This window comes from Vibrio sp., from assembly GCF_038138445.1.
Taxonomy (GTDB): Bacteria; Pseudomonadota; Gammaproteobacteria; order Enterobacterales; family Vibrionaceae; genus Vibrio.
In genome coordinates this window covers 1-25,238 of sequence record NZ_JAYQDQ010000025.1, presented here as the reverse complement: position 1 = coordinate 25,238, position 25,238 = coordinate 1, and the positions used below count along the sequence as shown (strand labels likewise).

The 25,238-nt window shown below is 41.7% G+C and carries 23 protein-coding genes and 2 pseudogenes; 12 read left to right on the top strand and 13 right to left on the bottom strand.

Features of this window, described 5'->3' with window-relative positions:
* The 3 genes and pseudogenes from AAFM34_RS09010 to AAFM34_RS09000 all read left to right on the top strand — a co-directional run.
* Nucleotides 1-410, top strand: a pseudogene (locus AAFM34_RS09010) (hypothetical protein); the annotation flags it as partial.
* Nucleotides 411-412: 2 nt separating this feature from the next.
* A complete protein-coding gene (locus AAFM34_RS09005; RefSeq protein WP_341662069.1) occupies nt 413-2,047 on the top strand; it encodes a BatD family protein in 1,635 nt (544 codons plus the stop codon).
* 302 nt (nt 2,048-2,349) lie between these two features.
* Complete coding sequence (locus AAFM34_RS09000) at nt 2,350-2,841, top strand: L,D-transpeptidase family protein (RefSeq protein WP_341662068.1); 492 nt, start codon at nt 2,350-2,352, stop codon at nt 2,839-2,841.
* Nucleotide 2,842: 1 nt separating this feature from the next.
* Here AAFM34_RS09000 and yddG read toward each other — a convergent pair whose 3' ends face one another.
* From yddG to AAFM34_RS08965, 7 genes and pseudogenes are all read right to left on the bottom strand, one after another.
* Complete coding sequence (gene yddG / locus AAFM34_RS08995) at nt 2,843-3,763, bottom strand: aromatic amino acid DMT transporter YddG (protein ID WP_371833262.1); 921 nt, start codon at nt 3,761-3,763, stop codon at nt 2,843-2,845.
* Between the two features lie 60 nt (nt 3,764-3,823).
* On the bottom strand, nt 3,824-4,222 hold the full coding sequence (locus AAFM34_RS08990; protein WP_341662066.1) for an OsmC family protein: 399 nt from the start codon (nt 4,220-4,222) through the stop codon (nt 3,824-3,826).
* 10 nt (nt 4,223-4,232) lie between these two features.
* Nucleotides 4,233-5,207, bottom strand: coding sequence for a Gfo/Idh/MocA family oxidoreductase (locus tag AAFM34_RS08985; protein WP_341662091.1), 975 nt, complete (start codon nt 5,205-5,207; stop codon nt 4,233-4,235).
* 69 nt (nt 5,208-5,276) lie between these two features.
* Nucleotides 5,277-5,891, bottom strand: coding sequence for a LysE family translocator (locus AAFM34_RS08980; protein ID WP_341662065.1), 615 nt, complete (start codon nt 5,889-5,891; stop codon nt 5,277-5,279).
* Between the two features lie 86 nt (nt 5,892-5,977).
* Nucleotides 5,978-6,901: a LysR family transcriptional regulator gene (locus AAFM34_RS08975; RefSeq protein WP_341662061.1), complete on the bottom strand. Its 924-nt coding sequence runs from the start codon at nt 6,899-6,901 to the stop codon at nt 5,978-5,980.
* 15 nt (nt 6,902-6,916) lie between these two features.
* Nucleotides 6,917-7,675 carry a class II glutamine amidotransferase gene (locus AAFM34_RS08970; RefSeq protein ID WP_341662059.1) on the bottom strand — a complete coding sequence of 253 codons (759 nt, stop codon included), beginning with the start codon at nt 7,673-7,675 and terminating at the stop codon, nt 6,917-6,919.
* Between the two features lie 39 nt (nt 7,676-7,714).
* Nucleotides 7,715-8,383 (bottom strand): annotated as a pseudogene (locus AAFM34_RS08965) (PLP-dependent aminotransferase family protein); the annotation flags it as partial.
* Nucleotides 8,384-9,513: 1,130 nt separating this feature from the next.
* Here AAFM34_RS08965 and AAFM34_RS08960 point away from each other — a divergent pair.
* The gene (locus AAFM34_RS08960; RefSeq protein ID WP_341662057.1) at nt 9,514-9,966 is read left to right on the top strand and encodes a cytidine/deoxycytidylate deaminase family protein; all 453 of its coding nucleotides are present in this window, start codon (nt 9,514-9,516) and stop codon (nt 9,964-9,966) included.
* Here the strand turns inward: AAFM34_RS08960 and AAFM34_RS08955 are convergent.
* A complete protein-coding gene (locus tag AAFM34_RS08955) occupies nt 9,949-12,603 on the bottom strand; it encodes an ATP-binding protein (RefSeq protein ID WP_341662055.1) in 2,655 nt (884 codons plus the stop codon). The genes AAFM34_RS08960 and AAFM34_RS08955 overlap by 18 nt on opposite strands.
* Nucleotides 12,604-13,153: 550 nt before the next feature.
* Here AAFM34_RS08955 and AAFM34_RS08950 point away from each other — a divergent pair.
* The 3 genes from AAFM34_RS08950 (at nt 13,154) to AAFM34_RS08940 (ending at nt 16,122) form a co-directional block, all read left to right on the top strand.
* The gene (locus tag AAFM34_RS08950) at nt 13,154-14,590 is read left to right on the top strand and encodes a glyceraldehyde-3-phosphate dehydrogenase (protein ID WP_341662053.1); all 1,437 of its coding nucleotides are present in this window, start codon (nt 13,154-13,156) and stop codon (nt 14,588-14,590) included.
* Between the two features lie 701 nt (nt 14,591-15,291).
* Nucleotides 15,292-15,777 (top strand): acyl-CoA thioesterase, encoded by a 486-nt coding sequence (locus AAFM34_RS08945; protein WP_341662051.1) that lies wholly within the window; start codon nt 15,292-15,294, stop codon nt 15,775-15,777.
* Nucleotides 15,778-15,876: 99 nt separating this feature from the next.
* The gene (locus AAFM34_RS08940; RefSeq protein WP_341662049.1) at nt 15,877-16,122 is read left to right on the top strand and encodes a hypothetical protein; all 246 of its coding nucleotides are present in this window, start codon (nt 15,877-15,879) and stop codon (nt 16,120-16,122) included.
* A 249-nt stretch (nt 16,123-16,371) separates the two neighbouring features.
* On the opposite strand, the gene malG is transcribed toward AAFM34_RS08940, so the two are convergent.
* From malG to malE, 3 genes are all read right to left on the bottom strand, one after another.
* Complete coding sequence (gene malG / locus AAFM34_RS08935) at nt 16,372-17,262, bottom strand: maltose ABC transporter permease MalG (RefSeq protein ID WP_341662047.1); 891 nt, start codon at nt 17,260-17,262, stop codon at nt 16,372-16,374.
* An 11-nt stretch (nt 17,263-17,273) separates the two neighbouring features.
* On the bottom strand, nt 17,274-18,845 hold the full coding sequence (gene malF / locus AAFM34_RS08930) for a maltose ABC transporter permease MalF (protein ID WP_341662045.1): 1,572 nt from the start codon (nt 18,843-18,845) through the stop codon (nt 17,274-17,276).
* A 67-nt stretch (nt 18,846-18,912) separates the two neighbouring features.
* Nucleotides 18,913-20,097, bottom strand: a complete 1,185-nt coding sequence (malE, locus tag AAFM34_RS08925; RefSeq protein WP_341662043.1) for a maltose/maltodextrin ABC transporter substrate-binding protein MalE — start codon at nt 20,095-20,097, stop codon at nt 18,913-18,915.
* Between the two features lie 378 nt (nt 20,098-20,475).
* On the opposite strand from malE, the gene AAFM34_RS08920 reads away from it, so the two are divergent.
* Nucleotides 20,476-20,703, top strand: a complete 228-nt coding sequence (locus tag AAFM34_RS08920) for a hypothetical protein (RefSeq protein ID WP_341662041.1) — start codon at nt 20,476-20,478, stop codon at nt 20,701-20,703.
* 142 nt (nt 20,704-20,845) lie between these two features.
* A complete protein-coding gene (gene malK, locus AAFM34_RS08915) occupies nt 20,846-21,967 on the top strand; it encodes a maltose/maltodextrin ABC transporter ATP-binding protein MalK (RefSeq protein ID WP_341662038.1) in 1,122 nt (373 codons plus the stop codon).
* A 76-nt stretch (nt 21,968-22,043) separates the two neighbouring features.
* Here the strand turns inward: malK and hutZ are convergent, their stop codons facing one another.
* Together hutZ and hutX are read right to left on the bottom strand one after the other, a co-directional pair.
* Nucleotides 22,044-22,574, bottom strand: a complete 531-nt coding sequence (gene hutZ / locus AAFM34_RS08910) for a heme utilization protein HutZ (protein ID WP_341662036.1) — start codon at nt 22,572-22,574, stop codon at nt 22,044-22,046.
* Between the two features lie 62 nt (nt 22,575-22,636).
* A complete protein-coding gene (gene hutX / locus AAFM34_RS08905; protein ID WP_341662034.1) occupies nt 22,637-23,137 on the bottom strand; it encodes a heme utilization cystosolic carrier protein HutX in 501 nt (166 codons plus the stop codon).
* Nucleotides 23,138-23,265: 128 nt separating this feature from the next.
* Between hutX and AAFM34_RS08900 the strand changes: the two genes are divergently transcribed.
* From AAFM34_RS08900 to AAFM34_RS08890, 3 genes are read left to right on the top strand one after another with little or no spacing between them, the layout of a single operon-like run.
* On the top strand, nt 23,266-24,048 hold the full coding sequence (locus tag AAFM34_RS08900; RefSeq protein ID WP_341662032.1) for an energy transducer TonB: 783 nt from the start codon (nt 23,266-23,268) through the stop codon (nt 24,046-24,048).
* Nucleotides 24,049-24,050: 2 nt separating this feature from the next.
* Nucleotides 24,051-24,728: a MotA/TolQ/ExbB proton channel family protein gene (locus tag AAFM34_RS08895; RefSeq protein ID WP_341662030.1), complete on the top strand. Its 678-nt coding sequence runs from the start codon at nt 24,051-24,053 to the stop codon at nt 24,726-24,728.
* The gene (locus AAFM34_RS08890; RefSeq protein ID WP_341662028.1) at nt 24,725-25,141 is read left to right on the top strand and encodes a biopolymer transporter ExbD; all 417 of its coding nucleotides are present in this window, start codon (nt 24,725-24,727) and stop codon (nt 25,139-25,141) included. Before AAFM34_RS08895 ends, AAFM34_RS08890 begins: the two co-directional genes overlap by 4 nt.
* Nucleotides 25,142-25,238: the final 97 nt, after the last annotated feature.

Genomic DNA, 25,238 nt, shown 5'->3' with positions numbered 1-25,238 from the left:
AACAAGAGTCTGATGAGAATTCTTCATCAGAGCAACAACAAGGCTCTCAATCAGAGAAAAATTCTTCAGCAGAGGAAAAGTCGCAAGAGCAAGAGTCCAAGCAGAACCAGTCTGACGAACAAAAGATGGCAAACGATGAACAAAAGCCACAGTCAAAAGATCAAGATGAAACTGCCCAAGCTTCTCCAGAGCAGGAATCAACGCCAAGTGATAAAAAGGCGCCTGGTAACCCCTTAGAACAGGAATCACAACAATTCTCGCAACAGCAAGAGGCTGAACCTATCGATCCTGCACTGCGCAAACTTGAGCAAGTAGAGAGTGCTCGAGATCCCAGTCGCCTTCTCAAAGCGCAACTGATATTACAAGCAAAATCAAAGCAACCACCAGAGAATACAGGTAAGAAGTGGTAATTATGAATCAAAGAGAATTTAAACTGATGAGCTTATTAGCTCTAACAATGGCCTTTTTTAGCCCTGTCTCTATCGCTGCCAATATATGGGCAACTGTAAGTAAGAATAAAGTCGTCAAAAATGAAGTTTTCCAATTGCGTGTTGTGGTCGACGAAAAAGCGTCCTCTGATGACCTAGATTTCAGTGCACTTGAAAAAGATTTCTACGTAAGTAGGCCTAGCTTCGGTTCATCAATAAATATTGTCAATGGCAATCGGACCGTCAGAAGTGAATGGAATATCACCTTGGCAGCACAAAAGCTGGGGCTTGCCAAAATCCCTGCTTTTACCATTGACGGCAATAGTTCAAAGCCCATTGCGATACAAGTAACACAAGACTCTGACGAGCCCAAAGTATCGGATTTGGTCGAGCTTAGGACTTCTTTAGATAAAACCCAACTGTATCCAAATGAAAGCGCTTCGCTAAGAACACGATTGATCATTAAAGCGGATCCAAGACGCTTACAAAATCCCAAGGTTGTGCCACCAAAAGCCGAGGGACTTACCCTCACACAAATCGGTGAGCCTAATCAGTATCAAAGTGTACTTGATGGTGTTGAAGTCACCGTACTTGACCAAAATTATCGAGTGACAGCCGACAACTCAGGAAACTATGCCTTGCACAGCGCAGCATTTAAAGGCTCGGTGATTTACGGGAACGACCGAGTGGGTACCACAAAGCTTGTCTCGGTCGATATCCCCGCAGAAGTCTTTAATATCAATGTTGAGCCAAAACCTGAGGGATATTCTGGCGTGTGGCTACCCACCTCGATGCTGTCTCTTAAACAGACATGGACAGCAGCAAATGGAGAGAAAATCACACCGAGCACCAAGCTTGCTAGCAAAGTGGGAGATTCGATTACTCGTGAGATAACCTTGGATGTAGAAGGACTGCCTCAAGAACGCCTTCCTAAACTCAACATCAACTACCCGGCAAACATTCGCGTTTATGCAGAAAAACCTCAGTTTTCACAGCTTGAAAATGGCGTAACACGCATGACGCTTAAACAAGTATTGATCCCTAAACAGGCTGGTAGTATCGAGCTGCCAAGTTTAGATCTGAACTGGTGGGATAGCCAAAACAAAAAACAAAATACAGCACATTTAGAGGGGCTAACTCTTGCTGTTGAGCCAGGAGAGAATCTTAATAATTCAATCCCAGTACCGCAGTATTCAGCACCTGTTGAGACAAAAACCATTACCGTGCATGACGCGGGGTTTTGGCCATATCTCACTGCCCTATTTGCCATACTCTGGCTCATCACTGGCGGGCTGTTAGTACGAAGTAAAGTTAAGAGCACAGCGCCAAAAGCTAACCGACAATTGGAGCCAAATTCAGGTTCAGCTCTTATAGACGCTCTAGAATCCAAAGACTACTTTAAGGCTCAACACTGCGCTTCACAGTGGCTAAATCAGGCGAATATCGACGACAAAACCGTGATTGAGGAAGTGAAAAGTGAGTTAGACCTGATGCAGAAATCCTGTTTTTCTTCGCAAGAAACTGGCTGGAATGCAACAAACCTGCTTAAACTTATTAAAAAGGTGGACAAGATGCCTCGTTCAAATCATAGGCCTGAGGAGGAATTGGCTAAGCTGTAACCGAAATGAAGGCAAGAAATAAAGAGGCATTATTCAAGTCCTAGTACATTGAGAAATGGTAACTGGAGGAATGATGTCGGCAATTGAAAAGCCAGATCCCAGTACTCATTATGTCATCGTTTATTTCGATGGGTCCCACATGACTTCGCTTGAAGTCGATGCTAAGAGTCGCGCGGAAGCAATCGAAGAGTTAAAGAATCTGGGATTTACGGAGCGTGATATGTTTTCTATTTCGCCCTGATGAAATAATTTGTCCCGAAAGGTAGCTCAAACGCTACCTTTCTGTTTTAAGTGGAAGGGTAATGAAGCTTAAGATCGCTCAAATTGCTATCACAGTATGGTCTCTTATTTTCGCGTCTATCTCGGTGGCACAAGTTGATTTAGTCAAAGTCGATAAGTCTAAACGCCGAATGTACTTGATTGATGACCATCAAATCATACGTGAGTTTCGCATTGCGTTAGGGAAATCACCAAAAGGCCACAAAAGACAAGAAGGCGATCAACGCACGCCAGAAGGGCGTTACTACTTAGACTTTATTATCGATGAATCAGAGTTTTATCGTTCAATCCATATTAGCTACCCCAACCGAAATGATATCGATTACGCAGCCACACGAAGAATAAAGCCTGGTGGAAACATAAAAATACATGGCCTACGAAATGGCGAAACTCGTCCAGCTAACTTTGTTCAAAGCTTTGACTGGACCAATGGCTGCATTGCTATCACCAATGAAGAGATGGATGAGTTACTCACTCTAGTCCAACCAGGAACCCCGATTGATATTCAGTGGTAAATCAATTGTCAAAAATTTTCCCTTTCTCAGTTCCAACCTTTTTCGACTCGCGTGTAGCGCACCAGCAAAGCAAAGAACCTAATGTCACTAAAACGACCCCCTGTAAAAACGTATCGGTAAGTACTAACCCCAAGATGAAAGATGAGATAACCGTGGATAGTACAGGAGTAAAGTATGATAAGGTCGCTAAAAACACCATGTTGCCACCAATGATTGCATAATTCCACAGCGCATAACCGCTTCCCATCGCCACCCCAGCGAGAATAAGCCAAGTAGCAGATTCGAGATCCAAACTCATATCTTGGTCTGCAGTAATTGCGTAGTTGGCCCATAGCGCGATAGCCGTCATGATAAAAAATAGGGTAATTGCATTTTGCCCACCAGCCAAGCGTTTCGTAAGGTTACAGTAAATTGCCCACAAAAATGCCCCAACGAATGCCATGGAATAAGTAATTGGGTTCGTCTTCACATTAGCGACTATCTGATTGATAGATAAGCCTTGTTCACCAGAAATGCTCCACGCGACTCCAAAAAACGCTAGTGCAATGGCAGGATAAATGAGTGAGTTGGTCTTTCTAGGACTTGCCAGTACTGCCAATAAAACGGTGAGCGCTGGCCAGAGATAATTGATTACCAACATTTCAATAGCTTGCTGACGTGAGTGTGCTAATCCGATAGAAAGGACTAAACAAACTTCGTAAGCAACGAACAACCCACCCCCTACTAAAACATACCTTAGAGGGTAGCGTTTTAGTTTAGGAAGCCCCATCACAAGTACCAGAAAACAAGCAGCGACTGTATAAATCGCTGCAGCGCCGCCCTCAGGTCCTAGTAATTCTGTGACCGCTCGCGCCATCCCAGTCACACTGCTCCAAAGCAGAATGGCTAAAATACCACAGCAAGTAAATCTATGCCTATTCAAATCCAACCCTTAATAACAACTTTATAGGACGCGTAAAACAGCGATAGGTTCATTGGAGTACTAACTCACTTCCCAGCTGTGGGTCATTTCGACACCAGCCCCCAGCATTAAGCACACTGAGCAATATTTTTGTAGTGAGTCTGCCGTAACCTTCTCAACAATATCCGTGTTCAAACAGTCTCCGGACACTTCAAAGTGAATATTTACCTTAGTGAATAGTCGAGGGGCAGTATCACGACGCTCAGTGGTCAACTTGGCGCTGCACGCAGAAACTCGTTGTCCATGTTGCTTCAACCCATCAACGACATCAACAGAACTGCATCCACCTGCCGCCATAAGTACCATTTCCATTGGGCTAGGTGCCGACTCACCACCGCTACCATCCATAACCACCGAGTGTCCAGATTCAGAAAGACCTAAAAATTTGAGCCCTTCCACCCACTTCACCTCTGCTTTCATACCTTCACTCTCAATCAGTTGGAAACTTCACACCCGTTTGCCTGCGAATTTCTGTCAATAATTTAGCCACTATCAATGAGCGCTTCATACACTCTTGATCAATTTGATTCTGAGCATATTGGTCAGCAAACGCCAATGCTTCATAATACATGGGGTTAGGGTCTTGTTTGACCGTTAAATCAATGCCTACACTGCCTTTGGTAATCTTGGTTAACTTTTTACCGGTAGCAATCATTTCCATTAGCAGCGCACCCTCTTCACCTTGGATCTCACTCGGTAGATAAGAGTCACTGGTTTTTGAGTGCTGCAGAACCACTTCAAATCCCTCGTAGCCCAAAATAACGCTTCCGCTGCCATCAACACCTGTGTCTAAAAGCTGGGCATGTGCTTTAACAGACAGCGGCTCACCAAATAACTCCACCGCCGAACCTACACAATAGTAGCCGATATCCATCACTGAGCCATTGGCAAATTCTGGGTTAAAAGTATTTGGCATCTCCCCCGCTAGATATTTAGGATAACGAGAAGAGTACTGGCAATAAGTGATAAAAGCTTTGCTAAGCTTACCCAGCTTACTGCAATGCTGTTTAAGCAGCTTAAAGTTTGGAGTATGAGGGGACATAAAAGCTTCAAATAAGACAACTTTATTATCCAATGCCGTTTGATACATTTTTTTTGCTAGAGCATCGTTGGCTGCCAAGGGCTTTTCGCAGATGACATGTTTACCCGATTCGAGTAATTTTATTGCTTGAGGCGCATGAAGTGAGTTAGGACTGGCAATATAAACAGCATCAATCGACGAGCAATTTGCAAACGCATCAAAATCATCATACAGAGCCAAAGAGCCATACTTCTCTGAAAACTCTCTCGCTTTTTCAAGTGAACGAGAATACACACCGACGAGTTGGTACTTTTGGGTTTTCAACGCCGCTTCAATAAACTGGTCAGTAATCCAGTTAGTCCCCACTATGGCAAGTCTTATCATCATTTTTCTCCAACCATGACAAAAGGAGCAAACTGCTCCTTTTGTTCAATTACTCGAAAATTTGTTGTGCTATACAGTCATAACAACTCTTAATGCTAAAAGTATCAAAAAAATACCTGACAAGCGATCAATTAATTGTGCTTTGGAACGAATTTTATCTAACAGGCGCGGGCTCGATAGTAAAAAAGTAATGATGGTGTACCACAAGCCGTCAATCACTAGCGGAGTCAAAACAATCACTAACTTTGCGGTTAGACTATCTCCAACGGCAACGAATTGACTAAACAAAGCAATAAAGAATAGCGCGATCTTAGGGCTGAGAATCGAAATTAGAAAACCTTCCTTTGCAGATTGCCACAGCGAAGTCTCTTCGCCGGATTCTAGCTTTGCTGCCACTCCTCCTTTAGAGCGCAATGCATTATAACCAAGATAGGCTAGATACCCCGCACCACAATAACTAATCGCTTTGAAGATAAGAGGCGACTGCTGAAGGACCACTGCCAGACCAATCAATGTCACAAACGCATAAACGCCAATACCCAAAGCATGAGCCCAAGCTGTCGCTAATCCATTTCCTCTACCACCAGCTAGACTATGCTTCGCGACCATCGCAAGGCTAGGCCCTGGAGACATGGCTCCTAAAATACAGATTGTAAAAAGTGATAGCCAAATTGTGAATGTCATACTATTTCTCTAAAAGATCCCATGCTTTTAGATTATCGAATCAGAGAAATGATTTGAAATCAAAGCTAGTGATAGCAGTTATGACTTTAAATCATAGCGACCGAGTATTTGGATGTACGAATGCAACCAAGTATCAAGTCACGTATCCAAGAATGTGCCATGTCTTGATCGTATTTTGGATGCCACATCAGCCAATATCGGTGAGGATCAGGATCAAATGGCAGAGAATAAAACATCAGTGGATGATCTTGAGCTAGATTTGCCGCAATATGCTTAGGCACTATCATAAGATAGTCACTTGAGAGCAACGCATTCACTGCTGCCGAGAAGAAAGGGATTTTTAATGCGATACGACGATTCACTCCCATGGTTCGCAATGCTTCGTCTGCTATGGAATCTTTATCTCCCCCACCCGTTACTTTGACGTGCGGGTAATAAGCCAAGTCATTGACTGTTATGCTTTTCTTATTTGATGCTGGATGCCCTCTACGCATTAGACACACTGATGTGTCTTCACCAATCTTAATACTCATGATATTTTCAGGCTTTTTAGGTTGCATAGTAGAAGCCAAATGTATACCCATCTCGGAAAAATTCTGCATATAGTCTGGCTTCCATAAGCGATAAGCGAGATTCACATTAGGCGCTTGCTTTACCATCTCAGAAACCATATCAGGGACGATATACTGAGCCACATAGTCGCTGGAAGAGAACACAAACTCCTGCTGCCATATTTTAGGGTCAAATGGCTTATCTCGCAGTAGTTGTTCAAATTCTTCCAAAAGATAAGTGAGCTGCTCTTGCATATCTGCGGCTTTTGAAGTCAGCACTAAAGTGTTTCCCTGCCTTACTAGCAAGGGATCACTACACAATTCTCTCAATTGAGCAAGTTGACGACTCATTGCTGATTGCGTGATATTAAGTCTAAATGCGGCTCTACTTACATGGCATTCTTCGAGTAATACTTGTAAAGAGCGTAGCAAGTTAAGATTGATATGATTTAACGACATAGAATTGCCAAATTTCTATATGATATGTGAGGTTACAGTATCACCTTCAATGACTAAGATACTCTGCGCAGTAATTTTCTTCCAATCACGATTTCGCTCCAAAGGCTCAGATGCCAAGGAAACGTTAGATCCTTTTTTACGTATGAACACGGTCGGCGCCTCATTATCAGAGCTATAGCGAACCGCCCAAAGCTTCACACCATCGGAAATACATATCGACGCTTTCAAAGGTTCTTCGATATTTCGACTCTCCATTAACTGAGTAATATCCAGTAGAGTTTGCCTTATTGCATTAACAGGTTGTTCCCGTAAACCATTTTTTAGCATAAGTAGAAAAATAAGCTCACTGTCGGTTGTCCCCATTCTCTTTAAGAAAAGATCTTCAGGTAACTGCTGATGCAAGTCATATTTCACCTGCTCAAACTCACCTATCTGTCCATTATGCAGAAACATCCAGTTATCAATAATAAATGGGTGGCAGTTGGAGCGAGACACTTGAGTCCCCGTGGAAGAGCGCACATGTGCCATAAATCGGTGAGAGCGAATATGATGGGTGAGAGAACGAAGGTTTTCATCTCCCCAAGCCGGTAATACCTCATGAAATCGACCGGGAGTTTCTCTTTCTGTGTACCAACCAAGGCCAAAACCATCTGCATTCACCCGCGTAACTGCTTTTCTGGCATCAATACTCTGCTGTACTAATGAATGCTCGGGCTCGTATACCAACTCATCGAGATAAATTGATTCACCCTGATAAGCTAACCAACGGCACATAAAAACTCCTTAAAACTATTGATAAGATTAGGCATAGAATCATGATTTAAACAACCTAGCAAGTAATTCTATGTTAGGCCCTATCTCTTCTAACGGCATGTTACCAAAACCGAGCACTACCGCTTGCCACGGCCGATTTACAACCCTGCTATGTTCATAGTAGCTCAATGCCTGTATGTTAATATCATAACTCGCTGCCCTTTCTACCCATTCTTGCTCGCTTATCCCACCTTCCCACTTAACTGTGACATGCAGACCAGCCGCTTGACTAATCACTGTCACGTCTTTTCCCAGTCTATGTTCCAAATTATCAATAAGAGTTTGATGCTTGAGTTTGTATAAACGGCGCATCTTTCGAATGTGGCGTAACAAATGCCCCTCAACAATAAAGTCGGCGAGCGCCTCCTGAGTATGAGAAGGAGAATCGCCGCTCAATGCATCTTTGATTTCCAGACACCGTTGAACATGAGATTCTGGAACCACTAAATAACCTAACCTTAAGCCGTTAAACATCACTTTGCTCATTGAGCCAATGTACATGACATGCTTCGATAAGCCCAACTGAGCAGCTAAACCCTGCAAACAAGAATAAGGCCGATGAGCAAACTGAAACTCGCTGTCATAGTCATCTTCAATTATCCAGCTTTGCCGTTTTTCAGCCCACTTGATAAGTTGCAAACGGGCTTCCGTATCAAGCGTGGTCCCCATGGATTACACTGAAAATACCACAACCACCATTAGCAATATGGGCATATATGCATTTTGCAATTGCAAAATGCATATAACCACCTCAATTTCAGCGATTATTGGACAGAAAATACGCACCCAGGCACTATAAAACTTGGCACATAAAATGCTTAACTAGGTATGACCCTCTAGAATCAGAGAGTCACCTAGCCAACTGACGTTGTTAGTGAATGATAAATTGTTCACAGTTTTACAGCCAATCTCACTTATTGAGGTTGGCTTTTTTCATTTCTCATCATTCAACCAAGCGATTAAAGAAAGGTTATTAGAACATAAAAGAAAACCCCACTAAGCTCTCGCTTAGTGGGGTTTATTCTTACTCGCAGCATTCCGGCTACTTGCAGTGCTCCCTGCATCTAGTCCATGATAGTACGCCGATTCCTTCAGCACTTTCCTTAACGTCGCCTTCCTAGCGGTGTCCTTGGCAATCCAGCCCGTTAACTATCCAAGTTAACTCTCTTCGCTCTATCCTAAAGCGGTGTCCTTTGCGCTGTCATCCTAACAGCTAATCCTCTATCCATCGAGTGTCCATTAACTTTCCTTGTTGTAACCATCCTAGTTACCAGCGTCCAGCTAATGTCCTACTTGCTTTCAATGCTGATTATTCGTCCTGAATAATCAAATCTTCTTCCTGAAGATGACCTTTCCGTGGGTCTTTCGTGTTCCATGTCTGCGTTTTGCTGACAATTTAAGATTAAGATACTCAGTCTATTTAGCAACGGCGGTTTAGACCGTCGTGTTCATCTCTCACGAAAACAAAAAAAAAAAAAACAAAAAAACAAAAAAACAAAAAACATATATTATACAATGGTTTAAAAAATAAAAACAGCTATATCCATATTGTTAATCATCACTATACGCACACCCATGCAAGACATATCTCACAACACTCATGGCAATTGACTCATAAGGTTATATTATTCAACCAACCAAATATGTGACCAAAATCACGCAAATTACAACCTAGGGCCATGGCTACAATTGCTCAACGAATTTTTCTGGACTAAATAAGAGCAAAACAGGATATTATCTTTAACGTTTACCACTCCGTTTCCCCCATATAGGGTTTTCTTGCATAGAGGAATAACGACATGATATCTAAATGGGCACAGCGATTTTATCAGATGGCAGTCCTAGTAGGCTCTTGGAGTAAAGACCCTTCAACTCAAGTTGGAGCTGTTATAACTAAGCAAAATCGTATCGTCTCAGTTGGCTTTAACGGCTATCCACACGGCATTTCCGATAGTGCAATGACAGATGATAGAGAAATGAAATACCTTAAAACTCTCCATGCAGAAGAAAATGCTATTCTCTTCGCGAAACGCGATCTGGATGGATGTGAGATATGGGTCACGCATTTTCCATGCCCTAACTGTGCTGCAAAAATTATTCAAACAGGAATATCTTCCGTGCACTGCCCAGAACAAACTCAAGATTTTTTATCTCGCTGGGGAGATAAGATTAAAATCAGTCAAGAAATGTTTCTTCAAGCTGGTGTGAAAGTTAATTGGCTACCCATTGATGACCTAAACAGCGACATTTAATTGTTCAAGTGCTTCAAAAAGCTGCTGAGATTTGTAGGGTTTGGACAAATAAGCGTCCATCCCTGCGTCAAAGCAGCGATCTATTTCTTCAGGTAGAACACTTGCTGTCAAAGCTACGATAGGTATACGGTTTTTGCCCCGCTCTTCTTCCCAAGCCCTTATATTTCTCGTAGCAGTGAGGCCATCCATTACAGGCATCATACAGTCCATAAGAATTGCCATGAATGATTGGTCAGACTGGACCATAGCCACAGCTTCTGCTCCATTACTCGCAATTTGGTATTCAATACCTATTTTTTCAAGAAAAAAGCTAGCGATTTTCTGGTTCATCAAATTATCTTCGACAATCAAAATGCGCCCTATTTCACCACCAGCTATAGTCGGAACCCTTTCTTTATCTGTGTCAGCCACATTAAGCTCAGTTGCACGCATGACTTTTGAAATAGCAGATTCAAGGCGGCGCCCAAGAAATGGTAATGTCAGATTAGAAGACACAAATGCACGGTAGTCTGGTAACATATATAAATGATGTTGAAGCCCTATAATTTCAGAAAAATTAAAGTGCGCCTTTAATGAGGCAAGATCTTTGCGCGAACTATATTGAGGGTGATAGCTGTACAGAATCACATCAAACTGATCATTGATACTCATAGCGTTAAGAGTATTGGACGCTATGGTTATAGCCAGTCCAAAACGTTCGACTTCACTTTGAATTAAAGCACTGTAATGGCTGTCATTTATAACCAAAAGTGCCTTTCCTTTTGTATTACTTCTATTGACTGGCCCTGAGCTTTCTTCTTGCAATGGTACTTTGAAACTAAAGCAACTGCCAACATCAAGAGTAGAGCTTACCGATACTTCTCCACCCATAAGCTCGGCAACCTGACGGCAAATGGTCAAACCTAACCCCGTATCCCCGTATTGCCGAGTGATGCTGCTATCTTGCTGAGTAAAAGGTAAGAAAATTTCTTCTAGCTTTTCACTTTGTATGCCTACTCCAGTATCTAAAATTCGGCAATTTAAATATGATTGTCCGTTGTTATTACAAAGCTCAACAACCACTGAAACGGTACCATCTTGAGTAAACTTAACCGCATTACTAAGAAAATTCATAAGAATCTGCTTAAAGCGAAACTCATCCAAATACAAACTATCTGGAATATTTGAAGCAAAATGAGCGTTCAACTCAACTTGCTGTTTTAAGGCTTTCGTACTGACCATACTCATAGCCTCGAATGTCGCTTCTCGGATGTCGGTGTGGATAGGCGACAACTCAAGGCTTCCAGACTCAATTTTCGATAAGTCGAGAATATCGTTAATCAGTACAAGTAAAGCTTGCGATGAAACATCGATGTCAGACAGTAACTCTCTCTGAGATGAATTAAGATGGCTCTCCGATAAGATCTCTGTCATCCCTATGATGCCATTTAAAGGTGTTCTAATTTCATGAGACATGTTAGCCAAAAATACGCTCTTGGCTTGGTTTGCAGATTCCGCCTTCTCTTTAGCTAGCAGCAAAACTTTCTCATAGTCTTTTTGTATTTGGATAACATAATTCACTCCCTGGGCAAACTTAGTAAACTCATCTTTACCATCAACGCTTACCAAATCAATGTCTTTGCTGCTACGCAGACTACCAAGCGCAGAAAGTATATTGGCTAGTTTAGAATGAATGCGATATAGAGTGCTGGCTCCCCAGAAAAACATCATTGCAAACACAAATATACCTAGCATGGCAAATGCATAGAGCACCCGTTCATGGTATTCTATATTTGCCAATAACTCGCTGCGTAGTTCATCCGACAATGCTTCTAAATGACTAGCTACTAACTGATTACGCTTTTCAACCCAGAAATAAAACTCGTTAAAATCATAGGTTCCTAGCTGACTTAACGAAACGATTTGCTCTGAATATTGGTTACGTTGCAATTTTATTTTTGACAACATCCCTATCAAAGGCTCAAGCTGCTCGAGATGATGTCTTAGACTGATAACTCTATCGAGGTAAATTTGCTGTCTTCCACTTATCCTAAAATAATCTTCAGTATACTGAATGTAAGATAACTGATTGGACTCTACTTCCTGAGCAAACCATGCCTCTCGCTCCATCCAAAAATACATCCAATTAAGGTCAGTTAACGCCAACTCAAGATGGTGGGTCGTCAAATCTAAATTATGGTTCTCCATTGATAGAACTGACATATATACAGTCCACAGAGCACTGTATATCTCGCTACCCTTATGTAGTCTTTCTTTATCATCTAGATCTCCGATGCCTGATATGAGCTCATCAAGGTTCTTTATATGAGCCAGCGTATTATTGGTGTCTGATATTCCATGGTGTGTATGCTCTTCGGTATGAGCTACTTGATAAATGAGGCTAATTGACTTTTGCGCAAAACGTTGGCCATTCGTCCTAGTATGCAGGTCGTTCCTTGGATCTAGAGCTTGATACACCTGGCCAGTCAACTGCGCTAAGTATTTGAGCGATTCCACTTTTTCACTAACAAGCAAGTTGCTGTGAAGCCTAACTTGTACATGCCTTACAACATACACAGAGAGTACAGCAATCACTAATGTAGGGATCAAGCATAAGATCAACAATCGGCTTTTAATCGAGATATTGGTGAGTAGCATCGAGACTCGTTCCTTCGAATCATTTTACAACCACTAAAGATTCAATATTAGACGATAACTCAGCAAAATCTTGTCTAAAACACGGAATTTATGAGATTTTTTAACATTGACATACAGCTTTTAACCAAGATCTTGCTTTAGTAACCCCCAGCGTTAACTGATGTTTATAACTTTCCTTAATATATGTGGGTTATTCGGACTCCTAACTGCCCCCAAAAAATCCTATATACTTTTATGAAAAAATGAGACTTAAATCTCAATAACAACATAATCAATGTCTTATTTAAAAAAATAGTGTGATGTGAGTATTTTTCGTTAAAAAATAAGTTCCCTTAACTTTAAATATAAAAAACCAAAATACGTTAAGAAATGTGTTTTTGAACGATATGAAATCATCTAATACGTGAATTATTTTTTCTAGCAGAAAAAGGCCCTAGGTATTACAATCCGCGCCATAAAAATAAAACAATATAGTAATTTCTCTACACCAATAACCCTACAGAGCTGGTGTAGAGCCAGTCCAAAAACACGTGAAAGGTCCAAAAACACCATGAGTCCAGAGAAACATCTCCTAGAGTGGCAAATAAGCCAAACGATTGCGGAAACAATCTCCCCCCTACTTGGTCAACTCTACCGCGAGAAAGGCGTTGAAGTTCTTCTATTTGGTAAGACTTTAGTCAATGCCGCTACTATCGATATCATCAAGTCACATAGGCTTGCTCGCAGGTACACTGGAACGCCACTATCAACAGAACAAACTCTTCCTCTAATTAAAGCCTTGTCAGAAATGGAACTATCACCATGTCGAGTCGATATTGGGCAACTCGCTCATCAGTTTTGGAAAGGCCGAGATGATGACTATGGAGTGAAAGATTTCCTCCATACCTCTTTGCTTGGAGCAATGAATGGAGAGACAGTAACTGAACCTCGTGATGTTGTTCTGTATGGATTTGGCCGTATTGGTCGACTTCTCACTCGTCTGCTGGTAGAGAAAAGTGGCCCAGGTTACCCTCTGCGCTTACGTGCTGTCGTCGTACGTGGTGGCAAAGAAGGAGATTTGGAAAAGCGTGCAAGCTTACTTCGACGAGACTCTGTTCACGGTCAATTCAACGGCAGCATCATAGTTGATGAAGAACGTAAGGCCATTATTGCCAATGGCAACTATATCCAATTTATTTATGCCAATAAGCCTCAAGAAGTCAATTACACCACTTATGGAATCAACAATGCTCTAGTGGTAGATAACACTGGCGTATGGAGAGACAGCGAAGGACTCGCTCAACACCTTGATTGTGAAGGCGCAGAAAAAGTGCTTTTAACCGCACCAGGAAAAGGCGATATCAAAAACATAGTATTTGGCGTCAATGAGAGTACGATCCTTCCTCAAGACACCATAATCTCTGCCGCCAGTTGTACTACTAATGCCATTACTCCAGTACTTAAGGCCATCAATGATAAGTACGGTGTCACTTCTGGCCATATAGAAACGGTTCATTCATTCACAAATGACCAAAACTTAATTGACAACTTCCACTCAGGAGAGCGTAGAGGTCGTAGTGCTTCCCTAAATATGGTATTAACGTCTACTGGCGCAGCCAAAGCGGTAGCAAAAGCACTACCTGAACTCGCTGGTAAACTGACAGGTAACGCAATCAGAGTACCGACGCCAAATGTCTCCATGGCTGTCGCCAACCTCAACCTTGACGCAGAAACTAATCGAGATGAACTCAATGCTTATCTACGTGAGATGGCGCTTAAATCTGAACTCTCTGCCCAAATTGATTACACAGAGTCCACAGAAGTGGTGTCAACTGACCTCGTAGGCTCTCGTTTTGCAGGAGTTGTAGATGGTGCTGCGACTATTGCTCAAGATAACCGATGTGTTCTTTATATCTGGTACGACAATGAATTTGGATATAGCTGCCAAGTAGTCCACTGTATGGAACAAATGATGGGTGTTCGTTACAAAACATACCCTAGTGTGTAAGCAGACAATCTTTTCCTAATACAAATTAGGAGCACACCTCCACAACAACAATAATAATAATATTTCTAGCATTTGCCGCTTTTTTAGAAAGCGGTTTTTTTGTTTTCTTACCTTCTATTCATCTTTGGTTCATTTATGACGCTTTATTATGGAAACATCAAACAAGAGGTTTTATTGATATGAATAAAATAATAGCAAGCGTATTAGCCGTGTTAATAGGTATTTTTACATTACTTTTCAGTATGATAATGTTAGTTCCGCTAACAATTTTTGCTCTTTTAACAGGAAGAAAGATAGAAAAATCTTTACGCCAGAGTACAATGCGTTTTCAGCAGTCATCTCGTGGTTCTGTATTGGAGGGGGAATATGAAGACATCTCAAAGTAGCGTCGAAAACGTCGAATACTGCACCCAAAAAGTAATTGCCATCACTTTCTATTTGGCCGCTGTCGCCACAGCGGCTATTGTAAATTCTGTTCCCTACTAATTGAGCCAATAAGATAAACGGCTCTCCTCTTGCCATACTCATCTTCATTAGACAAAACCTTATCACCCAAACTCACTGTTCAAAATACATTCAGCCAGTGCCTCATCAGTCCATTCTGGGGCATATTGTGTTTTTAGACTAAGCTGGAATTAATGATTGCAATTAATTAACATTACTATCAACTGATATAATGTTAATTATTAAGGGATTGACAGATGAGTAATGGTCAACGAGAAATAACACTTCGCTTTTTAGCTGAACCTGCAGACGTAAATTTTGGCGGAAAAGTTCACGGCGGAGCCGTTATGAAATGGATTGATTTAGCTGCATACGCGAATGCGGCTGCATGGAGTGGTAAATATTGTATTACAGCTTACGCTGGGGGTATTCGCTTCGTTGCTCCCATACATGTCGGCAACCTTGTTGAAGTTAGCGCAAAAGTTATTTACACAGGGAAAACATCTATGCATATAGCCATTGATGTGCAAGCCAGTGACCCTAAAGTGCTAGAAAACCGCCTAACAACTCACTGCATTGTTATTATGGTGGCTGTAGATGAACAAGGAAAGCCCTCACTTGTTCCAGAATGGATACCAGAAACACCGGATGATATTCAGCTAAAAGACTCAGCCATAAGGCTAATGAACATGCGGACCAAAATTGGTGAAGAGATGGAAGCCCATGTGAAGTACCTCAAATAGGTGAGCGATATCATTTTTTAAACTAATCGCGCTTTGTCATTTTTCCTTCAACTTAATTTGATTAAATTAGCTTAGATTAATTTAGGTTAAGGAATTAGGTTGAAGTTGCAACACATTACGCTCAGCGAAGCAAGCTTACTCGACAAGCAAGCTCTGGAATATCAGTGGGTAAGGTGTCTATACGCTGAAGGGTATTCCAATAACGACATTAATCACTATATCCAAGCTTGTTTTGGCGGAGACGATATCTTTGCCGATTTATTTCGCAAGGTCGCTTTATCACAAGAAAGTATCTATGTGCTACTCAAATATTTAGGCTGCGCCCCATCAAATAGAGAGTTATAAGACCTTCACTCAGCGCAAGAGTACCTTAGCGAAAAATCCCCACATCCACATTACCTAAATAAAAAAACCCGATTTTACTCGGGTTCTGGTTACAAAAACTGTTAGTAGTGACATAGTAAGGAATCTAAGCTAACAGCCAGCTATGCGTAACGCCAGAGGTGCTCTCTCCTTAACTGATCGGCGGCCAAACCAAAGTAGATCAAGTCGAGAAACCATGGGATAACTTCGTAGCTACCCTAGTTATTAGAATTAACCCTTCACACCACCAGCAGTAAGACCTCCTACCAACCAACGCTGTGCCAATAAAAATACCACCGTTATTGGTAGTGCAGATAGAACTGCTGCTGCTGCAAAGTCACCCCACAAATAATTTTGTGGGTATAAGTACTGCTGCATACCGACGGCCAACGTATATGAGTCTACATCAGAAAGCAGCACCGACGCCACTGGAACTTCACCAATCACCATAATAAATGATAAAATGAACACAACCGCTAGAATCGGAACCGACAACGGCAAAAGAACGAGTCTAAATGCTTGCCAAGGTGTGGCACCGTCAAGGGCTGCAGCTTCTTCAAGAGAATTATCTATCGTTTCAAAATACCCTTTAATCGTCCATACATGTAAAGCTATCCCGCCAAGATAGGCGAAAATTAAGCCACCATGAGTATTTAATCCCAAAAACGGGATATACTGACCTAACTTATCAAACAAAGCATAAATAGCCACCAATGCTAGGACTGGCGGAAACATTTGAAAGATCATCATCGCCTTAAGAATGGTATTTTTCCCCTTAAACTTCATTCGAGCGAAAGCATAGGCCGATGTTGTAGAAAGTGCGACTATCATGATTGATGAGATACCAGCAACTTTGATCGAGTTCCACAACCAAGTCAGAACTGGAAACGGTGGCGAAGTGATAGAGCCGTCGTCATTTGTCACTGAAAATCCTAATGCCAATTTCCAGTGTTCCAAAGAAGGGTTATCAGGAATAATGCTCCCGATCGCAAAATTACCTTCACGCAAGGAAATTGCAATAATCATCAATAAAGGAAATAGAATCAAAGCAAGAAAACACCATAACAAAATGTGTGTCGCCCAAACTCGGTATTTCATTGACTGACCTTGTACCATTGCCATTACAACTCTCCTTATTCCTGGGCTACTTTGGTTACACGAAGGTTAAGCAATGCTAACGCCCCGACGAGAAGAAAAATCAACGTCGCGATTGCACTTGCCAAACCAAAGTTCTGCCCACCTGCACCTTCAAACGCAATTCGATAGGTATAATTTACCAATAAATCGGTATGACCAGCTCGCTCTGTCGTGCCTATCATGTTAGGGCCACCTTGAGTAAGAAGCTGAATCAATACGAAGTTATTGAAGTTAAATGCGAAGCTGGCGATAAGAAGAGGCGTTAACGGCTTAATCATTAACGGCAAAGTAATTCGACGAAAGTTATCGATGAAATTTGCTCCGTCAATCGCTGATGCCTCGTAGAGATCATCAGGAATGGCTTTTAAAAGTCCCATACATAAGATCATGATGTAAGGAAACCCAAGCCAAGTGTTAACGATAATGATCATGACCTTAGCCATCAAAGGATCCGAAAACCAGCTAGGGCTAATCCCAAAAAGTGCTTCTAAAACCATATTGATCTCGCCAAAGCTTTGGTTAAATAAGCCCTTAAAAATCAATATTGAAATAAATGCAGGAACGGCATAAGGTAGAATTAAAAGCACTCGATAAATAGAACGACCTTTTAACGCTTCCCACTGAACGATATTGGCTAACACTAAGCCTATGACGAGAGTAAGCCCAACACTCACAGCAGAAAAAACTACAGTCCAGACAAAGATACTGACAAATGGCTGTTTAATACCATCTTCTTTCCAAACGCGTTCAAAGTTGTATGTTCCAACCGTCACAATATAGCCAGGTGAGACCGGAGATCCTATAAACTGCCCCTCGTCATTGATTGGTTGATAGAAGCCAACTTCATTATTGGGACGCAGATACTGCTGGGTCTCATTATTATATAAAGTTTCACCATCAGCTTGCAGTGTATAAAGTGGCCCCACTGCAGCAAACTTACGTAGTCCACTCATTCTTACCACTTCTCCTGACGGGAACTGAAGTGCAAGGCTACCGAGCAAAGACTTGTTTTTTATGATGGTCTTTATTGCTTCTTTTTTCCCCTCAACTTGTTTTGCAGAGGATAAATACAGCTCGGAGTTCAAAGCCTCCAAATCTAACTCATCGGTTACAAACAAACTGTCCGCTTTAGTGATTGCAATACGATACCCTGTCGATGTACGAAACAGCGAGAATGGATAGCTTTCACCACTTTGATAAGTGCGTTCGAGTAAAACAGATTGAGCACGCTCAAAGGAAAGTTGATTCTTAGCACTATAGTTAGTGAACGAAAGGCTTACCGTATAAGCTAAAGGAAAAAGAATAAATAAGATCATTCCGGCGACACCCGGATAGATATAACGGTGTGCATAGGTTTTAGCACTACCAAAAATAAACAACGCCAGTGCAGTAATGGTAAGAGTGAGAAGCGCAAACGCGAACTCGCCTCTTGAGTACATCAATATACTAGCGTAGCCGTTGATAGCGCCTACTAAGCCCAAAAGGGTCCATTTAATCCATACTTTTTTATTAGAAAGCAAGCTTACTCTTGGCGATGGCATGGTAACCGTACCCTGAACTGACTGCATATAATACCCTGCTCACAATGATAGAAAAACGAAGGAGGACACATCCCCCTTCTCGATACCAAGTTGGTTACTGCGTCATTCTTTTTTCAGCTGTTTTCAATGCCTCAGATACGCTTTGACGTCCATCAACCACATTATCTAACGCATCTTTCATGCTATACCAAAAGGTTGTAAACTGGGGGATGTTGGGCATTATCTCTCCATTCATCGCATTATCCATTGTTGCGGCAATACGAGCATCAGTGTCAACCAGCTTCTGGAATGATTTTAAAGCGACAGCACCAAGTGGTTTATCATCATTAAGACTCTTAAGCCCCTGGTCATTGAGCAAATAGTTCTCAAGAAACTCAACGGCCAGTTCTTTGTTTGGAGAAACCGAGCTTATTCCTCCAACCCAAACACCGACAAACGGCTTTGAAGCATGACCATTGAATTTAGGTAATGTCGTTACTCCATAGTCAATTCCTGCTTTATCTATGTTCGCCCAACCCCAAGGGCCATTGATGGTCATTGCAACCTTACCAGCCGCAAACTCTGACTCAGAAACGGAGTAGTTCATATCAGCAGAAATAACCTTATTTTTAATCATATCATTGATAAAGTTTAAAGAGGCTTGGACTCCATCTTTAGCGACACCTACATCGTTAATATCATAGCCATCTTGGACTTGCTTAAACGCATACCCACCATCGGCTGATAAAAGCGGCCAAGTGAAGTAAGCGCCATCTCGCAGTGGCCACATAATGGCTTTTTTACCTGACTTTTGAAGTTTTGCATTTAAGGCAGGGATCTCTTCCCACGTCTTTGGCGGTGTCGGTAATAGCGCTTTGTTGTAGATTAAAGAAACCGATTCAACAGCAACAGGATAGGCTATTTTTTTACCTTTATAAGTGGCGGCATCCCACGCAAAATCAACAATTCCTTGCTCGATTTCTTTCGATGGTTTGACTTCTGCAAGTAGTCCACCTTCTGCATAACCACCAAAACGATCATGAGCAAAAAATATAATATCAGGCCCTTCTCCCGAAGCGGCAACTTTAGGGAATTTTTCTTCTAATTTTTCAGGGAAAGCCACCGTGACTTCAATACCTGTATCCTCTTCAAAACGCTTACCAATTTCAGCCATTCCTTCATAAGCTTTGTCCCCTCCAACCCAGATGGTCAACTGCCCCTCTTCGATAGCCGCGTTTACACTTATGGAAGTAAGCACAGTCAATGCGGTTAGGGTTACTTTAGTCAGGGGGTTTCTCATGTTCACATCCTTTTTTTGTCTTTGAATTATGAGCTCAGGCTATTTCAGGGGTTATTGCCCACTGGGATAACTCATTCTCGCCAAATTATCAATTAGCTCATCATCCCATCCTCTACGCCTTGCCTATTATGGCCTATTTTCGTGATCTTCATCGATGAACAAAAACGACATAAATCACAGAAAACATGCACGCCGTGATCAAATTCACCAATAAGCTATGTGTTTCTTTGAATTTGATCTAGCCGTACCATCAAGCAGCAGATGTATCTACTCCCTCACTACTCCCCCCAGATAGACAAAGACTAGGAGGATGTATAACAATGGTCAACAAAGCAAACTAGCATAGTCCCAGAGCGGATAAGTAGGAACCTTTCCAGTTTGTATCAGACTTTTCTAATTCAGTCTAAAAACTGGATTACATGGCCAGGAGTCGCCGAAATAGATAATAATCGTGTAACATCACTGACAAAGAATAACGATTTTGTTTGTGACATAGCGGGATTATTTTCACGTAGGGGAACGGACTCTGTATTGGCGATGGCGGGTGGTGTGAGCTCCACCACCCTTATTTCTTACATTGAACCCAGCATGTCGAGCAAGCACTAGCTTCCGTAACAACTTGATAGTTACCTGTGACCATATTTTACGCCCGGTGGTGATTTTCATCGGTGCAGCTTAATATAACCACACATAGATAATTGATATGCAACCCAATAAAAATATAGAATTTTGATCGAGGACGAGCGAGATGGCAAGTGTCACATTAAAGAATGTATCAAAGGCTTATGGCGACGTATTAATCTCAAAGAATGTTGATCTAGACATAAAAGAAGGCGAATTTGTTGTGTTTGTCGGTCCGTCAGGCTGCGGTAAATCAACTTTACTGCGCTGTATTGCTGGCCTCGAAGACATTACATCGGGAGAGCTTTATATTGACTCTCAACTGATGAATCATATTGAGCCATCTAAACGCGGCGTCGGTATGGTCTTTCAATCCTATGCTCTATATCCGCACTTAAATCTGTATGAAAATATGTCATTTGGCCTCAAACTCAGCAAAGCAGATAAGAGCGAAATTGATAAACGTGTAGAACACGCAGCCGATGTACTCCAACTCAGTCATCTGCTCGACCGACAACCCAAAGCTTTATCTGGTGGCCAAAGGCAAAGGGTTGCTATCGGACGAACTCTGGTGTCACAACCTAAAGTGTTTCTACTCGATGAACCTTTATCTAACTTAGATGCAGCCTTACGAGTACAAATGCGTTCAGAAATTACCAAGCTGCAACGAAAGCTAGGTTGTACCATGATCTATGTAACACATGATCAAGTGGAAGCCATGACAATGGCGGATAAAATTGTCGTTCTCGATGCCGGTTATGTTGCGCAAGTTGGCAAGCCATTAGAGCTTTATCATTATCCAAGTAATCGTTTCGTTGCTGGTTTTATTGGTTCACCTAAAATGAACTTTATTAGTGTTTTCATTGAAGCAGTAGAAGACGATAGAGTCATGGTTCAACTTGCCAATGGCACCGCATTTTGGATCCCAGTTGACGGGACAAGCGTCACACGAGGCTCACGTATGTCACTGGGAGTTAGACCCGAACATTTGCTGCCATGTGGTCAAGGCGATGCTTCAATTGAGGGACAAGTTAACATTGTCGAAAAACTCGGAAATGAAACTCAAGTCTACCTGCATATTGGTGCAGCAGATGCAGATGTTATATATCGTGAGCCAGATACATTAGATATCGAGGTCGGTAATAACTTCATTATTGATATACCCGCCAATCGCTGCCATCTATTCCACAGTGATGGAACAGCTTGCCAACGACTATACAAAGAAGCAGGTGTCGACTTTCCAGAGTAATCTCGATCATTGAAAACGAGAACATGCCGATATAAGAGCCCAGAAACAAAAAAGGAGCATAATGTGCTCCTTTGGGCTAAGACTGCTGCACTTTTTTATGTCCTTGCTCCAAATGAACAAAGTCAATTAGGTCATCACAAGACACTTGATAAGCCTGGCCAAAACCCTTCACAAACAATCCTTTTTCAGGTTGCATTTTAAATAAAATAAAGTCCTGTAATTGACTTAAGTTATCTATAATTTCGCCAAATCGTTCACTCATTTGTGTAATAACATCATTCCATAAAGGTGTGTCTCTTTCTACTACTGCAGCAGTAGCATCAAACGTCAGACGTTTACGAGCAAAAAGTTGCTTGGAATCTTCTTCATCTTCGATCATCATAATCGAAACATTGGGGCTAACAAGGAGGTTACGTGCGTGACGGGCAATTTCAGAAATTAATACAAAATATCCATATTCATTTTGTACAAACGGTGCATAGCTGGCATTAGGCTGACCTTGTTCATCAACGGTAGCCAGTTGAAGTGTCAGACAAGTTTGACGAAATTCCTGAATCTCTGGTCCCAAGCGTCCTTGTAAACGTTCTTGTTTAACATTTTCATCCATATATTACCTCCTTATTATTATGATAATTAATGTGTCGGATTTTTATTTTTCGAAATTCGATATTACTTCAACGCTTTTTGCCACTGCCTAAACGCCGTTACCTGTTCGGGAATTAACTCTCTTTGATCATCTCTACCTAAATATACTTTGAAGATATTGTTTCCCTTTTCACAGAAGAAACCAAAATAGTGGCTCTCACGCCCTCTAAAGGGTTTGCTAACCAAAGCTATATTCGCCACATTACTCAGCTTTAAGTGGCCGTGTAACTCTCCGTTTTTTCCTATCAAATTGTAATAGCCCCTTGCAAGTTTACCTTTAGGGAAAGGTGCCTTTACTTCAAAAATTGAACCAAAGGAATGCACAATAGTCGTTACAGGGCCAAACCCAACCAATTTGTCAAGGTAGAGTTGGGCTTGCTCCCCATCAGAGACTCCCACCATTTCATCCGGTAAAGCGCTCACAACATCAAACTCAGAAATATTCAAAGATTCAGCAATCTCAACGGGTAATAACGCTGGCTCTTCATGGACCAACTCGGCCACTTTTTCCTTCAATGTCTGCATATATGTTCCTCATAGCACCAAGCCACTAACAACCTTGAGAGATATTCCTCGTCAATCGATGAGAAAGTCTTTTTTGCAGTAGTAAAAGCTTAGCGTGACAAAATTCACGCAATCATAGAAGCATAAAAATGAGAATGCAATTGATAATTGATATTATTTACATCTTGATGGATAATTTACCTCTTAATGATTTTTGTCATAGCACTGATATGCACTTATATAGGTATGTGATTGCGGGTAGCCTATCCATTGCTATCCACAGCGTAATTTTTAATAAGGGATTTGAGGCCAAAGACTATGTTATACCTGTAGGAAATGCGCCTTCATCAGTCTCTATCCATTTCACATCACCTTCAGTAGTAAGCCAAAAGAGTGAGAAGGCTAGGCCCAAAACAGAGCAAACTTCATCAACAACCTCAAAAATCACTGACGATGTCAAAAGGCGGTTAGCTGCGGCCACTTCTGTTAATAAAAATGACAGCGCTAAGCTTGTACCTAAAAAAAAGGCCAGCGAACAATCAGACAAACCGACAAGACAAAAGGAGCCAGACAATACAGTTAATGAGTCTACCAAAGAAAAAATATCTCAATCACAACTTGCAACCTCTCATCAGGGGGCAACTACCAAGCCTGTATTAATCAAAAAACCAAGCTTCTTATCCAAGCCAGTCCAACCCATATACCCTAGGTTAGCTAGGAAAAGAGGGTTAACAGGTGTAGTTACTTATGAAGTTTGGTTAGACGAAGACGGTCAGCAAATGTCCCAGCAACTCATATCATCTTCAGGCCAAACTATCTTAGATAAATCCGCACTAAAGGCGATAAAGAAGTGGAAGTTTTCTCCTCACAGCATTAATGGTCAGAAAATCGCCCATAGAGTAAGAATTCCCGTACGTTTCAATATGGATTAACAATGGAACACATAAATTACCTCCAGCAACAACTGGGCCTAATGACATGGCCGCTCGTCTTTTGCTCATTCGCAACAGTAATGATTGTACTCGAACGCCTCATACAGCTTTTTATATGCTCTAGTAGAGGAAGAAAGACCATTCATGCCGAGCTTAAGCAAATCTCTCCTTCTAATGTTCAACAAATTATTGGACTTGCTGAAAAGCTTTCTAGTCGCCGACCACCTCTCTATCAAGGGGTTTCTATGTTGCTCCTGCATCATTGTTATTCAAAAAGCTTACGCGAAGATGCAGCAGGTATGTGGCTGGAAGAAAAACGTCTTGAACTCAACTCGGGCCTTCGTCTTCTTGGCTTAATTGGTGTGATAAGTCCTTTAATTGGGCTATTGGGGACCGTACTTGGTCTGATAGAGATGTTTAAAGGTGTCGCAGCATCATCGGGTAACATTACCCCAAATGACCTAGCCGATGGCCTAGGTATCGCAATGCGAACAACAGCAGCGGGTCTAGTCATTGCCTTGCCAGCAATCGCGAGTGCCCAGCTGCTTGGTCTATGGGCAGAAAAAGTGATGGCTAAGCTAGAGCATACTCTCAATTTTACCAACCTCTGGCTAGAGGGAGTCGAATTTAAACAAACGAAAACTCAACCAGCGCCAGTATCTCATGAGGCGATGTCATGATAAGAGTATCTCGACAATCGAATACCATGAGTTTAACGCCTGATTTAACACCATTATTAGACATTATTTTTATTGTTATGGTTTTTTTGATGCTAACCGCAGCGGTCAAGCTTGACTCTCTAGAGGTCAGTTTACCAACTACGGATTCACCAATGACATCAAATATAGAAAATCAAGTAATAACACTGAACATTTTACCAGCAGAGCCTTACTGGGCACTAAATAGTCAAGAGTATTCGAGTTGGGATTCCTTCTCTCGTACAGTTATAGAGGTATATCAATCTAGCCAAAAACCTATCGTCATAGGAGCAGAAAAAACGGCAGACGTGCAGCATCTAGTAAAGTTACTTGCCTTTCTACAAGAAAATAATATTCAAGCCACCCAATTACTTACCCAAGAAACCAAACACTAAGGTCAAGCTATGCTCAAACCTATTATTGCTAAAGGGATCGCTACGCTCTAATGCCGATCAGTTAAACATTAATCGGCAGATCAATTGAATGATCCCA

Coding starts and splice junctions, on each gene's coding strand:
- AAFM34_RS08990 (WP_341662066.1), bottom strand. CDS start 4,222: ATGAAAGCAGAGGTGAAGTGGGTGGAAGGGCTCAAATTTTTAGGTCTT.
- AAFM34_RS08945 (WP_341662051.1), top strand. CDS start 15,292: ATGAGTAATGGTCAACGAGAAATAACACTTCGCTTTTTAGCTGAACCT.
- AAFM34_RS08975 (WP_341662061.1), bottom strand. CDS start 6,901: ATGTCGTTAAATCATATCAATCTTAACTTGCTACGCTCTTTACAAGTA.
- malE (WP_341662043.1), bottom strand. CDS start 20,097: ATGAGAAACCCCCTGACTAAAGTAACCCTAACCGCATTGACTGTGCTT.
- AAFM34_RS09000 (WP_341662068.1), top strand. CDS start 2,350: ATGAAGCTTAAGATCGCTCAAATTGCTATCACAGTATGGTCTCTTATT.
- AAFM34_RS08970 (WP_341662059.1), bottom strand. CDS start 7,675: ATGTGCCGTTGGTTAGCTTATCAGGGTGAATCAATTTATCTCGATGAG.
- AAFM34_RS08985 (WP_341662091.1), bottom strand. CDS start 5,207: ATGATAAGACTTGCCATAGTGGGGACTAACTGGATTACTGACCAGTTT.
- AAFM34_RS08955 (WP_341662055.1), bottom strand. CDS start 12,603: ATGCTACTCACCAATATCTCGATTAAAAGCCGATTGTTGATCTTATGC.
- malF (WP_341662045.1), bottom strand. CDS start 18,845: ATGCAGTCAGTTCAGGGTACGGTTACCATGCCATCGCCAAGAGTAAGC.
- AAFM34_RS08900 (WP_341662032.1), top strand. CDS start 23,266: ATGAGAATGCAATTGATAATTGATATTATTTACATCTTGATGGATAAT.
- AAFM34_RS09005 (WP_341662069.1), top strand. CDS start 413: ATGAATCAAAGAGAATTTAAACTGATGAGCTTATTAGCTCTAACAATG.
- hutX (WP_341662034.1), bottom strand. CDS start 23,137: ATGCAGACATTGAAGGAAAAAGTGGCCGAGTTGGTCCATGAAGAGCCA.
- AAFM34_RS08980 (WP_341662065.1), bottom strand. CDS start 5,891: ATGACATTCACAATTTGGCTATCACTTTTTACAATCTGTATTTTAGGA.
- malK (WP_341662038.1), top strand. CDS start 20,846: ATGGCAAGTGTCACATTAAAGAATGTATCAAAGGCTTATGGCGACGTA.
- hutZ (WP_341662036.1), bottom strand. CDS start 22,574: ATGGATGAAAATGTTAAACAAGAACGTTTACAAGGACGCTTGGGACCA.
- AAFM34_RS08890 (WP_341662028.1), top strand. CDS start 24,725: ATGATAAGAGTATCTCGACAATCGAATACCATGAGTTTAACGCCTGAT.
- AAFM34_RS08950 (WP_341662053.1), top strand. CDS start 13,154: ATGAGTCCAGAGAAACATCTCCTAGAGTGGCAAATAAGCCAAACGATT.
- AAFM34_RS08895 (WP_341662030.1), top strand. CDS start 24,051: ATGGAACACATAAATTACCTCCAGCAACAACTGGGCCTAATGACATGG.
- malG (WP_341662047.1), bottom strand. CDS start 17,262: ATGGCAATGGTACAAGGTCAGTCAATGAAATACCGAGTTTGGGCGACA.
- AAFM34_RS08960 (WP_341662057.1), top strand. CDS start 9,514: ATGATATCTAAATGGGCACAGCGATTTTATCAGATGGCAGTCCTAGTA.